This is a genomic window from Rossellomorea aquimaris, from assembly GCF_008180865.1.
Taxonomy (GTDB): Bacteria; Bacillota; Bacilli; order Bacillales; family Bacillaceae_B; genus Rossellomorea; species Rossellomorea yichunensis.
This window is the reverse complement of the sequence record NZ_VTEX01000002.1, coordinates 801,111-815,179: the sequence shown is the minus strand read 5'-3', so window position 1 is coordinate 815,179 and position 14,069 is coordinate 801,111. Positions and strand designations below refer to the sequence as shown.

The window sequence follows — 14,069 nt, the reverse complement described above, 5'->3', positions numbered from 1 at the left end:
TATGACCAGGTCATAGGAATCGAGGTCCGTCCCTCTCTTGTGTCTTCTTATTTTGTACGTTCTAACAGGTTTGCAAGAACGTGTTTTTTGTAGGATTCTACTTTGCGTTCTTCGTAGCGGCGTACTCCCGCTTTTTTTAGTTCTTCTACGTACCAGCCTTTGCTTCCGATATGCATTGAAATATACATCCTTTCTTTGCGTAGTATTGATTGGAATCTCCGACTAGCTCTTCGAATGAGCTACGTTAAGATTGCTTACGGTTGTACATTGTAACATCTCATTTTTGATGAAAAAAGGGGGTAAAGGAAATTTTTCGGATTCATCCTTTTCTAAAAATTTTCTGCAAAACTTTTTGAAAAAAAGTGATCCAATCGTGAACCACCTTCGTTAGCTTTATGAAAATTGGATGCAGGGCGCGTGTCGGGCATGATTCATGAAGGGTGTACCGGGTACGATTTTTGGATTTTGTACCAGGCACCATTCATGATGTTTGTACCTGGTACATAAGTTTCGGCATCCCTTTAAAATCAGCATCCGATCAATTGAATCGGAAGGAGGTGACAAGACGCAGTGCAAAAACACCTAATTCAGGCTTTGCTCTTTTTGGGAGTCATCAGTATTCCTACTTTTGCTTCGGCAGAAGGGGGACTTCTCTCCACTGTGACGAATGAAGTCAACGCGGTCACTGACAAAGCAACGACTACCGTGAATGAAGCCGTTTCCGCTCCTGACGAGGAGAAGGACAAACCATCCGCTGAAACAACTTCAGAGGATGAGAATCACTCAAAGGGAAATATGCTTTCCGAGACGGTTGATTCGGCGACAGATACGGTTGATCGTACAACAGGGACAGTTACTGGCACTGTGAATGCCGCAACTAAGACCGCCGGAAACACGGTGAAGAAAACCGTGGAGCACACGACGGAACCGGTTACGGATATCGCAGGGGACTCAGCGGCTCCTGTAACGGAAACGGTGAACAATACGACCAAGGCTGTTACAAATACTGTTGAAAAAACAACGAAATCAGTAACCGGTACGGTGGATTCAACGACAAAGACGGTCACTGACACCGTGGAAGAAACAACCAAACCTGTTTCAGATTCATTGTCAGATGATAAGCCTCTATTGGAAGTCGACCTGTCAGATGACCCTGAAGTGAAAGTGAATACAGGGATTGTCGATGTCGAGGTTTCCGAGGATCCACAGGTAAAAGTGGACACTGGGATTGTTGAAACAGAAGTGAAGGATGAGCCCTCGGTCGACACAAAGATAGAGAATGATGATGCCGAAGTGGAGAAAGTGGATGTCCGGAAAGAACCGTTTCAACAAGAGGTTCCAGCCGAAACATCTGCTGAGAAAGCAGATCAAAGCTCCATCAGAATGAGCAAAGCGAAACAATTAAATGAAACGATACTTACAAAACCGGCTGAAGTTGAGCAAAAAGAACGTGCCAAGGCGGAAGAGTCAGAAAAACAGAATGAACTTCCTTTCACGCCGGTCAAAAAGATGGAACCGCTACTAACGACCACAACTTTTCATTCTACAAGTCAGTCTTCAAGCACAAGTGGAGTAAGTGGGCAGGTAACCGGGTCAACATCTTTATGGTATGTGTCGGATCAGCAGGCAATGGCCGTCAACTTCCAAAAAGCCAATTTATATGAGAAAAAGAATCTTTATTATGATCAATGGTTAAACGCACCACCGTCACAACCACCTCAGGCAATCTCTTCTTTTCAAAAGTATATAAACCAAAAAACTTTTAAAAGGAGAGAAAAATAAAATGAGAAAAAGCGTATTTAGAACATTAGTAATGACAGGTGGATTAGCAGCAAGTCTAGCAATCGGAGGTCAAACAAGCTTAGCGGCAGGGAATGATTCACTGCTTAACAGCAATGATGGGTTACTAGAAGACGCCAACATCCTGGATTCTGAAGATGGTCTATTAAATGGGTTGAATATTGGCGGATCAGATGAAGAATTAAATACGGATGCAAGTGCTGATGCAGATGCAAATGTCGTAAACGAAACCGTCGTTGATGAAGAAAATGATTCTGTTACTAGGAATAATGGTGCAGAAGCGACTTCAGATGTAAACGCAGCGGTTGAGGGAGAAGAAAAATCACCAGAAGTGAATGCAGAAACTGATGCTGGAGTCATGAACGAAACAACAGTAGAAGAGGATTCAGCGACTTCAACAACAGAGGCGGGAGCGTCACAGGATGTAAACGCAGCGGTTGAAGGGGAAGAAGAATCAGCAGAAGTGAATGCGGAACCTGAAGCTGGAGTCATGAACGAAACAACAGTAGAAGAGGATGCAGCGACTTCAACAACAGAAGCGGGAGCATCACAGGATGTAGATGCAGTGGTTGAGGGAGAAGACGAATCAGCGGAAGTGAATGCAGAAACTAACGCTGGAGTCATGAATGAAACAACAGTAGAAGAGGATTCAGCTACTTCAACAACAGAAGCGGGAGCATCACAGGGTGTAAACGCAGCCGTTGAAGGGGAAGACGAATCAGCAGAAGTGAATGCAGAAACTGATGCTGGAGTCATGAACGAAACAACAGTAGAAGAGGATTCAGCTACTTCAACAACAGAAGCGGGAGCATCACAGGATGTAAACGCAGCGGTTGAAGGAGAAGACGAATCAGCAGAAGTGAATGCGGAAACTAACGCTGGAGTCATGAACGAAACAATGTACAATGAAGAAGATGATTCTTATGTCACTACTACTTCTGGAAACGTTACTTCCGGTCTGAATGCTTCTGCATCTGACGAAGAGAACAAATTAATGGCTGATGCCATGACCGATTCAAATGTTTGGGTAAGTGCTGAAAGCGAAGACGATTCTTCTAAAGCGTCATTTGGTACTGAATCTGCAAATGGTCTTGTATTGGGAACAGAAGATAAAGAAGATGCTGATTCTGCTAAAGTAGAAACTATGAACGATACTTCTGTCATGACGACTGTTGAAAACAGCGACGACTATTCTAAGTTTGAAACAAACGCAGCGAATAACCTGATGCTGGGTGCTATGTCGAACGATGAAGACGAACAAACTGCTGCTACTGTCATGAACGCAGTGGAAGCGGGACTATGGGCTGAATCAATGGATTCTGATGAAGAAGAGTATACGAGTGCCGGATTAAATGCTGGTACAGATACAACTCTTGGATTCTTGTCTTCTGATGAAGAAGATGAATCTTCTCTAATGTCTAACCTTGGTGTAAATGCAGATGCAAGCTACACTCAATGGGAGAATGAAGATTCTTCAGACTCTGAGTTCAACCTTGGTCTTTCGACAGATCTAGGTCTAAATACAATGCTACAGTCTGATGATGAAGGTTTTGATTTAGGACAGTAAAAAAGTAAAGGAATGATCCATTGCGGATCATTCCTTTTTTTATTGAACAGCTTTCTTCAATTCCAATTCTTCTTTTTCAAAACGTTCGAACATGATGAAGAAGAGTCCGGCACTCACAAGAGCAAGAATCGAAAGGATGATAAACGTCCAATCATACCCTACATAAAGTGAGAGGGTGATGGATAGAGGTGCGATCGTTCTCGCGACTGTGAAGCGCAGGCTGGCTGCGGCAAAGTACTGCCCCCGCATATGATCCGGTGCAAGCTTTGAAACAAAGCTTTGCTGGATGCCCGCTGTCATGAGCTCTGCGAATGTGAACACCGCCATGGCAATCACAAACATCCAAACCGAGCTTGTTTGTCCAAACATAAAAATTGAAACGGCGTAGATGACTGAGGATAGGATGAACACATTGCGCTCACGGAATTTCGTGATCCATCTCGTGATGACCACCGTAAGAAGGGCAACCAGGAATCCATTCTCAGATAGTATCAAACCGAATACCTGCTCACTCACAAGGGTCAATGACCAGTCCCCGAAGCTGAACAGAGTGGCCTGATCCATCACATCTTTAATATATACTGGAATCAGCAGGTCCAGTTGCATAAACGTTTGACCTACGAGAATCCCTGCTAATATGAATAATAAAAACGTTTTGTCTTTAAAAATAACACTGTAATCCTTTATCTGATCTGATATCACATTATGCCAGGCTTTCTTTTTTCCTTCTGTCACCAGTAGCTTACTAGTGTCTAGAGGTGCTGTTTCCCTCGTCATTTTATATAAAAGAAGAGCTAGGAACATGCAGATAAGCGCAGCGGCAATTAACAGCTCGAAACGGTAATGAACATAGAAAATCCCTCCAAGGATCGGTCCTACGACCACTGCGATATTTATGGACGTATAAAAGACTGCAAACACATGACTGCGGTCCTTTTCATCCACTACATCGGCCACCATCGCCTGACTTGCAGGCCAATAAAACGAGCCAAATACTCCTACCAAACTAAAACAGATAAAACCGATCATGGCTGAATCGAGCCACGGTGAACTGGCAAGGCCAAAGATTAGAAAGGCAAAGCCTTGTCCGAAGGCCGAAATGACCATCATACGCTTTCGCCCAAAGCGATCTGCGCAATAGCCTCCCATCAGATTCGCGAGTACGGCGAATACCTGTGAAAGGACCAATAATAATCCTGCTGTCTGCTTTCCGAATGACTCTGTAAAATAAATCGTCAAAAACGGAAAGAACATCCAGAACGTAATGTTAATCGCTGCTTCCCCAAACAGCCGGACCTTTAAATTACGGTCCCAATCTCGAATTCTCATCTATATTCCTCCCCTCATGAACCGCTAGATGAACTAGAATATCATAGCTCGATAGGACAAAATAAACAAGACTGATTTAACTGGTATTTACAAAATATTTACTCATGATGAAGCAGCGACTAAAGATACCATTTTCTCCTTTCTGAATACATTAAAAGTATTGAATGGGAAAGGAACGGTGGGTGGAGGTGATCGATAGGCTTATCCTTATTACTGGTGCTTGGACGCAGGTGATCGGAACGGTGATTGCAGCAATTGGCGAAACCATGGTCATACAAGAAGAACGATCCGGTCAAGAGCCTCTCGGGTTTCGGTTGGTCTCCATCGGAAACGGATTTGAAGCGGCAGGAAATGCACTTCAGGGGGTGGGAGCGGAAAAAGTCTCGGACGGTTCATTTGGAGAAACGTTAAGAGTGATCGGTGATTGGATTCAGGCTTCAGGAAACGTAACAAACGTTGCAGCAGCTGAACTCCAATTCGCAGGAAGAGAATTGGAAGGATTGAACCTTGATATTTTTGGAGACACCATCCAATCCTTAGGGGCAGGACTGGAAGCCTATGGGGCCACGTTGGGTACTCGGGAGTTTTCAAATCTTCTTGCAGCCGGAAATTCACTTCAATCCCTTGGAGCAGCAATTGAAGCGATAGGAGAAGTTTATATTTTAAACGAAATGAAGGAAATCGGACTGCAGGTCACCGCATTCGGAAGCTATGCCCAGGCAGCGGGTGCGACGATTGCAGCCATTGCGTTGACGAAGCAGTATGGGTGAGCTTTTTAAACGAAAGAGGAGTATTTGTTTCGAAAATGTGCTAATAACATTGTGAATGGAAGGTTTATAGGATGATGGGAGAAGGATACACCGATCGAAAGGAGAGAATTCCGTCTTTTTTCAGGCTTTTTGCGTCAAAGTATAATTTTATGCGTCTATATTTTGCTTTATGCGTCATGTTTTAAATTTATTGCGTCAAAATTTCAATATATGCCTCTTTTTCCAGTTACACCCAACGGATTGAGCGCTCAGTCAAGCGATTTTCTTCCAATCCCCACCTCACCCCCATAAAAAAATCCCAAAAGGCAGCCAAGCCACCTTCCGGGATCCTCCACAGTCATATCTTAAAACGCCCAACCGCCATCGCGGAATACTGCTTCAGTCGAGCCGTCTTCTTTCACTCCATCGATATTCATTTTGTCAGAACCGATCATGAAATCAACGTGTGTGATACTGTTGTTCAAACCGTTTTTCTCAAGCTCTTCTTCACTCATTTTCTTTCCGCCTTCGATACAGAATGCATAGGCATTTCCGATCGCAAGGTGGTTTGATGCGTTCTCATCGAATAATGTGTTGTAGAATAACACATTCGATTGAGAGATTGGGGATTGATGAGGGACAAGGGCGATTTCCCCAAGGTAATGAGACCCTTCATCTGTGTCCACAAGGCGCTTCAAGATTTCTTCGCCTTCCTCAGCCTTAACATCCACAATACGGCCGTTTTCGAATGTAATCGTAAAGTTATCGATCACGTTACCACCGTAGCTAAGTGGTTTCGTGCTTGATACAGTTCCGTTCACACCAGTTTTTAATGGAACCGTGAATACTTCTTCCGTTGGCATGTTCGCCATGAAAGTGGTTCCTTGTTCGTTCACACTTCCAGCTCCCACCCACAGGTGACCTTGAGGAAGCTCGATTGTAAGGTCCGTCCCCGGTGCCGTGTAGTGAAGCCTTTTGTAGTTCTTTTCGTTCAGGTATTCCACTTTTTCGTGAAGATTTGCGTCGTGATCCTTCCATGCCTGGACAGGATCAGCCTGGTCGGCACGGACTGCTTTGAAGATTGCATCCCAAAGTAAATCCACCTGTTCTTCTTCAGAAGCTTCCGGGAATACTTTTGCAGCCCAGTCTTTCGAAGGGGCAGCCAGTACGCACCAGCTCACTTTGTCCGATTGAATGAATTGACGGTATTTGGACATTGCTTTTCCAGCTACCTTTTGGAAGTTTGAGATGCGGTCTGGATCTACCCCTTTAAGCAAATCAGGGCTTGAAGATACGATGCTCATGAATGCAGCTCCGCCTTCAGCAAGCTCTTCGACTTCTCTTGCTTTCCACTGTGGGAACTCCTGGAATGCTTCGTCGGGAGCAAGATCATATTTCGTACGGTTCACTACATCATCATTCCAGTTAACGTAGACATGCTTAGCCCCAACTTCATAGGCTTTCTTTACCACTAAGCGGACAAATTCTGCCGAATCGATGGACGTGTTGATGACAAGTGTCTGTCCCTTTTGAACATTGACGCCGACTTCAACAGCCAGACTAGCATATTTCTCAAGATTTTGTTGGTAATTAGACATATGTAATCTCCTTTTTTCAGAATGTTCTATTACATTCTTATTGTATCAGTGCGGGCACCGTTTGCAAGTGTTTACACCCATCTTTCTATCGTATGCGAAAGAAGGGATAAGTATTTGTTTCGTGCATTGAAAATGAACGTTCTGTGGCATCCAAACAAGAAACATAGCGAACCACGGGGAAACTATACTATAATGATTGAAGCAATACTTCAGATAAAAAAGGGGGAAGAAATAGTGCCGTGGAATGTCCTTTTATTACGAATGTCCGCCATCTATGGGTTTATTGGAGCATTTCTCGGGTCTCATATGGCAGGAGCGGGATCCTATGCATTTAAACCCATTCACGCTCATATTTTAGTAGTGGGCTGGTTAAGCTTATTTGCGTATTCTTCTTATTATCGTTCCTATCAAGTGCCGAAATCTTCGAAACTGGCATTTGCCCACGTATGGACTGCGATTATCGGTTCAATCGGATTAACCCTTGGGATGTGGATGTACAACTTAAATCCATTTAACCTGCCGGGAAGCTTCACGATGGTCTTCTATATAGTAGGAGGAAGCACGTTATTACTCAGCTTTTTCCTATTCGTGTTCATGACATTTAAATATAGTGAGAGTAAGAAGTAGGAGAGGGGCCTGTTTTCAGTTGGAAAACAGGCTTTTTTGAATGGGTGTGAGTTAATTGTGGATAAGTTATACCTGGATAAAACGCGCCTGACTCTACTCCGTCCCAAACAAGAAACTCCTCCCATTGAAATGGAAAGGAGTTTTCATAACTAGGTGGAAGCTTCATCCTGCTTCTGTTCTTGAAATAGGAACCGATAGTCCATCGGGTTTTGGATCAAATCGGCCAGGGTGTATTCGTCAAGGACAGAGAGGTAGGCGTTTAACGCTTTCCCGAGTACATGCTTAAGTCCGCAGACTGGAGTGATGACGCAGCTGTTGTTCTTGGCGTCAAAGCATTCGACAAGGTGGAAGTCTTCTTCTGTGGTCCGGACAAGTTTTCCGATATTTATATCTTCCGGGGATTGTGCTAGTTTGATACCGCCGTTTCTGCCGCGGATCGTTTCAATCAGACCGTTTTTCCCCAGTTCATACGTCACTTTCATCAGGTGATTCTTTGAGATGCTGTACGCATCAGCGATTTCTTTTATATTAGAGAGTTCTTCTTTTGGTTTTGATGCCAGGAAGATTAGGACTCTCAGTGAGTAGTCAGTGTATAAAGTTAGTCTCATTTATCTCACCTTTCCGATCCGATACATTTATTATACAGAAGGAAGCATGTTTGTGTCTAAATGTGGCTGTTTTGTTAAAGATGTATTTTGTATATTGCTTTGTGGTGAAAAGGGGAGTACGCTAAAGATGTATTTAAAATATATCTTTAGAGGTGACCAATATGCTATCTCAAAAAACCATTGAAATCGTGAAATCGACTGCGCCAGTGTTAGAAGTCAAAGGAACGGAAATTACGTCCACTTTTTATAAAAATTTATTTACTAATCATCCGGAATTACTAAATATTTTCAATCATGCCAATCAGAAAAAGGGCAGACAGCAAACCGCATTAGCCAATACGGTGTATGCAGCTGCACAGAATATCGATAAGCTCGAGATGATCCTGCCGGTTGTAAAGCAAATCGCGCACAAGCATAGAAGTTTAGGCGTTAAGCCTGAGCATTATCCGATCGTTGGCGAGCATTTACTTCAAGCCATCAAGCAAGTTCTTGGAGACGCGGCGACAGATGAAATCATTGAAGCGTGGGGAGAAGCATACGGTGTCATCGCGGGGGTATTTATTGATGTAGAAGAAGAGATGTACAAGGAAACGGAGAACAAAGATGCCGGATACAGAGACTTTAAACCGTTTATCGTCGCGAAAAAAGTAGTGGAAAGCGATAGTATAACCTCTTTCTATCTTCAACCAAAAGAAGGGGGCAATGTCCCAACCTACATGCCGGGTCAATATATTTCTGTACGGCTATCCATTCCTGGTGAAGAGTTCACCCATATTCGTCAGTACAGTTTATCAAGTGCGCCAATGGAGAACGTCTTCAGAATTTCTGTTAAAAGAGAAGCGGAATTCGACCCTCAAGGGAAAGTGTCTAATTTCTTACATGACAAATTAGCTGTAGGAAGTGAAATTGAAGTCAGTGCACCGGCAGGCGATTTCTATTTAGCGGATGCCGAATCACCGGTTGCATTTATAAGCGGAGGTGTCGGAATCACGCCTATGATGAGTATGCTTGAAACGGTGGCGAGAACGAAACCGGAACGCCCGACTGCCTTTATTCATGCGAGCAAACATGAAGGGGTCCATGCTTTTAGAATTGAAGTAGACGGTGTAATGGAAGAATTAATGAACGGAGAAGCGTGCTATGTGTACGAAAATCCCCGTGACGAATCTCAAGGTCATTTTAAAGGGTATGTGAACAAAGAAATCCTTACACAATATGTGGATGGAGAAACGGAATGCTATGTGTGCGGGCCGGCGCCATTTATGAAAGCTGTCATTTCAACGCTGAAGGAAATGGGAGTTCCTGAATCTAACATACACTTCGAGTTCTTTGGACCGGCGATGGACTTATCGAAGAAGGAAAGTGTGAGTGTGTAAAAAGCGGTTCAGGTACTGGATTTGAAAATATAATGGGAAAGTTGAAAATAAAAGTGATGTAATTGAAAATATAACTAATTTTTCGTACCTTTCACATTTTGATTTTTCAGCCAATCAAACAGAAAACGCCAGGATTTCCTGGCGTTTTCGTATTTACAGACGATGTTCGTCTTCATCCACCCGGTTTTTAAAAGCTTCCTGGGTCACAATCAGTTCTTCATCCCCGGCTGCGTCTTCTGAGTGTTTTCCCTCTGGTGCGCTATTTTGAGGGAAGTTTCCTGGATGTCCCTTTTTCTTAGATTCGAACGATTTTCCACGTGCCATGTCAGCCACTCCTTTTCATCCGTGATACAGGTAGTTTTTCCAGCTCATACGAAAATATGTGAAGGGGATTTGTCAGAAAATAGACGTATCTTATGCATACAATCCTGGAGTACTTTGGATATACTAATGGTAACAAGTGGGTAGTAATCGATACGTCAAAGACCAGCCGCGTCCACTGAGTATGGAGTAGGAGGGGTAGGATTGGATTTTTCGATGATCATGTCCGAGCAACGGATTAAGAAGGCTTATGAGGATGGCGAGTTTAAAGAACTGCCGGGTTTTGGTAAACCGCTTAATTTAGATGATGATTTAGGAGTGCCCCAGGAGTTGAAGATGGCCCATCGGATGATGAAGAATGCAGGGTATACAACGGATGAAATGAATGTAAAAAAAGAAATGATGCGCATTGAAGATTTGTTACGGGTATGTGATGATGACCTGGAGAAGCAGGAGCTGAAAAAAAGCCTGAGTGAAAACATGCTCAAATACAACGCGATGCTTTCAAAGAAAAGAATCAAAACGAATGGTTCACTATTCAAAAATTATGAACATAAAATTGAAAATAAGCTCCTGAAATAATGAAAACACCACTTTCGACAAAGAAAGTGGTGTTTCTTTATTTCTTCTCGGGCTCATCTTTAAATAAGAAAAATGAGATCACACCGGATAAGAGTGCCGCTCCAATGATGATCATGGTTTTGGCTTCGGAAGGGATTTCAGCGTATCCTTTGCCGAGCATCCAATTTGCTACCACGGCTACGATAAACATGATGGGAATCATCATGATGATTCTTCGTTTCAAGGTGCCACATCCTTTAGTACTCTAATGATGCTTTTAGTTTATCATATTTTACACGTCGACACTGCGTTGAATCCGTTCGGCACTTGTGGCGGTTTCTTGAACATATTGAGCAATCATACGGTTATCGCCATGAAGGGTTTCAATGGTAGCGCTGATTTCCTCTAGCCCTGCAGAGGTCTGTTGAATGACAGCTGCAAGCTCTTTCGTCGATAGCTCAGCTTCTTCTGTTTGGCCACTTACTTCAGATGCCGTAGAAGTTAAGGTCTTGAACTCGTTTGACAGGGAAGCAAGCTTTTCACGCAGTGTCGTGAAATACTCTGTTACCTCACCGGTTGCCCCGACATTTTCATCCAGCTTTTCTGAGCTGAGATTCATGATTTCGACAGCAGAAGAGTTCACTGAGTTAACGGAGGCAAGATTGTCGTTAATACGCGTGGCAGTATTTCGTGTAATCTCTGCCAGTTTCCGGATTTCATCTGCTACAATACTGAATCCCCGCCCGGCTTCTCCTGCTCTCGCAGCCTCGATGGATGCATTTAAAGCGAGCAAATTGGTTTGATCCGTAATATCTTGAATGCTTCCAATGAACGTATTTGTTTCTTCAATTTTACTTGTTAGTTCGCTGAACGTTTGACGAAGGCCTTCAATAATATTCTTCAACTCAATCATGTTCTCCTGCAAGTAAGTGACACGCTCACTGCCTGACACAGCAATGGAATTCGCTTGAGTGGAATGGACAGTGAGATTGTTTGAAAGCTTCGAAACTTCCTCCATTTTACTCATCGTCGTTTCGGAAAAAGCAGCGATGTTGTTAATCTGATCGCTTTGTGTGACGCTTCCTGCTGATATTTCATTTACAGCCGTTCTCATTTCATCATGTGAGACCAGGTGAGTTTGTATCTGTTCGTTGATTTGATGAATGCTTGTAGAGATGTTCGCTAATTCTTTTTGTAGAAAGTTTCGTTGTTCTTCTTTTTTCATGCCTTCGCTTTCTGTCATTCTGATAAATTCCTGAAGCTGCTTGAATTGATTGCGGTTCAAGTGGATCACCACTCCAAGGACCGTCCCCAATAGTACATATACAAGCAAAGCCGGAATGAATAATTCTTTGAAAATCGGGTCGTTTGCAGGTGCAAGGGCACCATTTAAGATGAATAAGGCGAGTCCTGACCCGTACCCGATCCCAAAGATCACTGGATTAAAATGAATCGCACTGATGACAGCCAAAAATAATAAGATGACTAATTCGTTTGGATTGGCCCCTTCTAAAAAAAGCCAGATTCCGATGATGGCATAAACAGTAGGAATGCTGAAATACACAAAGGAATGTGGCTTTTTCAACATTAATTGCAACACAATGAAATATGAGGCCAGAATGATGATCTGTGAAGCGAATACGGTTACGGTAATGATCCCTGACTCATTAATGATGGAATACGTGAGGGCTGCGATCAGACTTATGGAATATGTGATCAGGAGCAGCAGGTTTTTCCTTTTACTATCGACTTCTTTCAATTACTTTGGGGTCATGATGGTTCTCTCCTTTAATATAAATACCTATATATTACATATATCGACTAAAATAAGTTGCGCTTTCATAACGGTTTACGGTAATTTAAGAGAAAATTTTGAACTCTTTTACCTCTCAATAATTAGAAGTTCCATCCGATATTAGTAGTAGACTACGAAGAGTAAGGTGGAGCGATCGATGGATAAGACGTCTTTGATAGGAGTCATTTTAGGATTGATAGCGGTTGGAGTGGGGATGGTTTTCAAAGGAGTAAGCCCTGTTGCCTTGCTTAATCCTGCAGCCATATTGATTATTTTACTTGGGACAGTGGCAGCAGTGACCATTGCCTTTCCAACCCATGAAATTAAAAAAGTACCGAAGCTATTCGGCATACTGTTTAAAGAACAAAAACTGCAGGACCCGAAACAAACGATTCAATTTTTCTCCCAATTGGCAGATCTTGCCCGAAAGGAAGGACTGCTTGCACTTGAGGCCAAAACTCAGGAAGTCGATGATCTTTTTTTGAGGGATGGACTCTCATTAGCGGTGGATGGACAAAGCGCTGATTACATAAGGGATGTGCTGCATGAAGAAATTGATGCCATGGAAGAGAGACACAGTGCCGGGGCGCTCATCTTCACTCAAGCGGGTACCTATGCACCGACCCTCGGCGTACTTGGAGCAGTGATTGGACTTATTGCGGCCCTCAGTCACATGGACAATACGGATGAACTTGGTTACGCCATTTCTGCGGCATTCGTTGCAACGCTCCTCGGTATCTTCACGGGTTACGTTCTTTGGCACCCATTTGCCAACAAGCTGAAGCGTAAGTCAAAGCGTGAAGTTCAGATGAAAATGATGATGGTAGAAGGGATACTGTCGATCATCGAGGGAGAATCTCCACGGGTGATCGAACAGAAGCTGGCATCCTATTTACCGGCAAGTGAACGATTATTGTTGTTAAAGGGGGATGAGGATGAGGCGGCGTAAGAAGAAACATGACGACGAGCATATGGACGAGTCCTGGCTGATACCTTACGCGGATTTGCTAACTCTGTTACTGGCCCTGTTTATCGTGCTTTATGCGTCAAGTTCAGTGGACGCTCAAAAATTCAGGGAACTCTCCCAGGTGTTTAGTGAAATATTCACCGGTGGGACCGGAATGATGGAATATCCCAGTCCCGTAGCACCTCAGCAGTCGAGCGATCAGGAAAGCAAACAGGCAGCATCTTCAGGGAATGATGAGGAAAAAGAGAAGGAATTAAGTAAGGAAGAGCTTGAAAAGCAGGCATTTCTGAAGGATCAGGAAGAGTTAAAGGAAATTCAGGAAAAAATAAATCAGTATATCAAAACGAATAATCTGGAGATTCAATTCGTCACGAAGCTTACCGATGAAGGGTTGCTTCTTACAATCCGGGACAACGTGCTATTCGCCTCGGGATCAGCCACAGTCCAGGGAAGTGACCTGAGTGTGGCAAGTGAACTATCGGCACTGCTTGAAATGAATCCTCCTCGGAACATTATCATTAGCGGTCACACGGACAACGTGCCTATCAGTAATGCGGAATATGACTCCAACTGGGAACTGAGCGTCATGAGGGCCGTCAATTTTATGAAAATCATTTTGGACAATCCGAAGCTTGATCCCCAGTGGTTCAGCGCTAAAGGATTTGGAGAATTTGAACCGATTGCCGACAATTCTACAACAGAAGGTCGGGGACAAAACCGCAGGGTGGAAGTATTGATTCTGCCCAGGGTTTCAGAATAAGAACAGGGATC

15 protein-coding genes are annotated in these 14,069 nt (G+C 43.5%); 8 read left to right on the top strand and 7 right to left on the bottom strand.

Going from position 1 to position 14,069, the window contains the following annotated elements; translation table 11 throughout:
• Positions 1 to 47: 47 nt before the first annotated feature.
• Positions 48 to 176 carry a YflJ family protein gene (locus FZC88_RS11620; RefSeq protein WP_079530789.1) on the bottom strand — a complete coding sequence of 43 codons (129 nt, stop codon included), beginning with the start codon at positions 174 to 176 and terminating at the stop codon, positions 48 to 50.
• 394 nt (positions 177 to 570) lie between these two features.
• Between FZC88_RS11620 and FZC88_RS11615 the strand changes: the two genes are divergently transcribed.
• Positions 571 to 1,782 (top strand): hypothetical protein, encoded by a 1,212-nt coding sequence (locus FZC88_RS11615; RefSeq protein WP_148994986.1) that lies wholly within the window; start codon positions 571 to 573, stop codon positions 1,780 to 1,782.
• 1 nt (position 1,783) lies between these two features.
• Positions 1,784 to 3,367, top strand: a complete 1,584-nt coding sequence (locus tag FZC88_RS11610) for a hypothetical protein (protein ID WP_148994985.1) — start codon at positions 1,784 to 1,786, stop codon at positions 3,365 to 3,367.
• 39 nt (positions 3,368 to 3,406) lie between these two features.
• On the opposite strand, the gene FZC88_RS11605 is transcribed toward FZC88_RS11610, so the two are convergent.
• Entirely contained in the window at positions 3,407 to 4,696 is a 1,290-nt protein-coding gene (locus FZC88_RS11605; protein WP_148994984.1) for an MDR family MFS transporter, read from the bottom strand.
• Between the two features lie 188 nt (positions 4,697 to 4,884).
• On the opposite strand from FZC88_RS11605, the gene FZC88_RS11600 reads away from it, so the two are divergent.
• On the top strand, positions 4,885 to 5,466 hold the full coding sequence (locus FZC88_RS11600; protein WP_148994983.1) for a DUF6944 family repetitive protein: 582 nt from the start codon (positions 4,885 to 4,887) through the stop codon (positions 5,464 to 5,466).
• A 344-nt stretch (positions 5,467 to 5,810) separates the two neighbouring features.
• Here the strand turns inward: FZC88_RS11600 and FZC88_RS11595 are convergent, their stop codons facing one another.
• Complete coding sequence (locus FZC88_RS11595) at positions 5,811 to 7,043, bottom strand: aminopeptidase (protein ID WP_148994982.1); 1,233 nt, start codon at positions 7,041 to 7,043, stop codon at positions 5,811 to 5,813.
• A 234-nt stretch (positions 7,044 to 7,277) separates the two neighbouring features.
• Between FZC88_RS11595 and FZC88_RS11590 the strand changes: the two genes are divergently transcribed.
• Positions 7,278 to 7,670, top strand: a complete 393-nt coding sequence (locus FZC88_RS11590; RefSeq protein ID WP_397541184.1) for a hypothetical protein — start codon at positions 7,278 to 7,280, stop codon at positions 7,668 to 7,670.
• Between the two features lie 149 nt (positions 7,671 to 7,819).
• On the opposite strand, the gene FZC88_RS11585 is transcribed toward FZC88_RS11590, so the two are convergent.
• On the bottom strand, positions 7,820 to 8,278 hold the full coding sequence (locus tag FZC88_RS11585; protein WP_148967382.1) for an RrF2 family transcriptional regulator: 459 nt from the start codon (positions 8,276 to 8,278) through the stop codon (positions 7,820 to 7,822).
• Positions 8,279 to 8,439: 161 nt separating this feature from the next.
• Between FZC88_RS11585 and hmpA the strand changes: the two genes are divergently transcribed.
• Positions 8,440 to 9,654: an NO-inducible flavohemoprotein gene (hmpA, locus tag FZC88_RS11580; protein WP_148994981.1), complete on the top strand. Its 1,215-nt coding sequence runs from the start codon at positions 8,440 to 8,442 to the stop codon at positions 9,652 to 9,654.
• A gap of 153 nt (positions 9,655 to 9,807) precedes the next feature.
• Here hmpA and FZC88_RS24015 read toward each other — a convergent pair whose 3' ends face one another.
• Positions 9,808 to 9,978 carry a hypothetical protein gene (locus tag FZC88_RS24015; protein WP_187443193.1) on the bottom strand — a complete coding sequence of 57 codons (171 nt, stop codon included), beginning with the start codon at positions 9,976 to 9,978 and terminating at the stop codon, positions 9,808 to 9,810.
• A gap of 201 nt (positions 9,979 to 10,179) precedes the next feature.
• On the opposite strand from FZC88_RS24015, the gene FZC88_RS11575 reads away from it, so the two are divergent.
• Positions 10,180 to 10,557, top strand: a complete 378-nt coding sequence (locus FZC88_RS11575) for a DnaJ family domain-containing protein (RefSeq protein ID WP_148994980.1) — start codon at positions 10,180 to 10,182, stop codon at positions 10,555 to 10,557.
• A 37-nt stretch (positions 10,558 to 10,594) separates the two neighbouring features.
• On the opposite strand, the gene FZC88_RS11570 is transcribed toward FZC88_RS11575, so the two are convergent.
• On the bottom strand, positions 10,595 to 10,780 hold the full coding sequence (locus FZC88_RS11570; RefSeq protein ID WP_148994979.1) for a histidine kinase: 186 nt from the start codon (positions 10,778 to 10,780) through the stop codon (positions 10,595 to 10,597).
• A 48-nt stretch (positions 10,781 to 10,828) separates the two neighbouring features.
• Positions 10,829 to 12,295 carry a methyl-accepting chemotaxis protein gene (locus FZC88_RS11565; protein ID WP_148994978.1) on the bottom strand — a complete coding sequence of 489 codons (1,467 nt, stop codon included), beginning with the start codon at positions 12,293 to 12,295 and terminating at the stop codon, positions 10,829 to 10,831.
• 193 nt (positions 12,296 to 12,488) lie between these two features.
• Here FZC88_RS11565 and motA point away from each other — a divergent pair, with 193 nt between their 5' ends.
• Positions 12,489 to 13,280: a flagellar motor stator protein MotA gene (gene motA / locus FZC88_RS11560; protein ID WP_113968680.1), complete on the top strand. Its 792-nt coding sequence runs from the start codon at positions 12,489 to 12,491 to the stop codon at positions 13,278 to 13,280.
• On the top strand, positions 13,267 to 14,058 hold the full coding sequence (motB, locus tag FZC88_RS11555) for a flagellar motor protein MotB (protein WP_148994977.1): 792 nt from the start codon (positions 13,267 to 13,269) through the stop codon (positions 14,056 to 14,058). The genes motA and motB overlap by 14 nt, the downstream gene beginning before the upstream one ends.
• The last annotated feature ends 11 nt before the right edge of the window (positions 14,059 to 14,069 follow it).

What these genes read in the sequence shown, in the direction of transcription:
- FZC88_RS11620 (WP_079530789.1), bottom strand. Translation starts at nt 176, where the DNA reads ATGCATATCGGAAGCAAAGGCTGGTACGTAGAAGAACTAAAAAAAGCG.
- FZC88_RS11610 (WP_148994985.1), top strand. Translation starts at nt 1,784, where the DNA reads ATGAGAAAAAGCGTATTTAGAACATTAGTAATGACAGGTGGATTAGCA.
- FZC88_RS11605 (WP_148994984.1), bottom strand. Translation starts at nt 4,696, where the DNA reads ATGAGAATTCGAGATTGGGACCGTAATTTAAAGGTCCGGCTGTTTGGG.
- FZC88_RS11595 (WP_148994982.1), bottom strand. Translation starts at nt 7,043, where the DNA reads ATGTCTAATTACCAACAAAATCTTGAGAAATATGCTAGTCTGGCTGTT.
- FZC88_RS11585 (WP_148967382.1), bottom strand. Translation starts at nt 8,278, where the DNA reads ATGAGACTAACTTTATACACTGACTACTCACTGAGAGTCCTAATCTTC.
- hmpA (WP_148994981.1), top strand. Translation starts at nt 8,440, where the DNA reads ATGCTATCTCAAAAAACCATTGAAATCGTGAAATCGACTGCGCCAGTG.
- FZC88_RS24015 (WP_187443193.1), bottom strand. Translation starts at nt 9,978, where the DNA reads ATGGCACGTGGAAAATCGTTCGAATCTAAGAAAAAGGGACATCCAGGA.
- motA (WP_113968680.1), top strand. Translation starts at nt 12,489, where the DNA reads ATGGATAAGACGTCTTTGATAGGAGTCATTTTAGGATTGATAGCGGTT.
- motB (WP_148994977.1), top strand. Translation starts at nt 13,267, where the DNA reads ATGAGGCGGCGTAAGAAGAAACATGACGACGAGCATATGGACGAGTCC.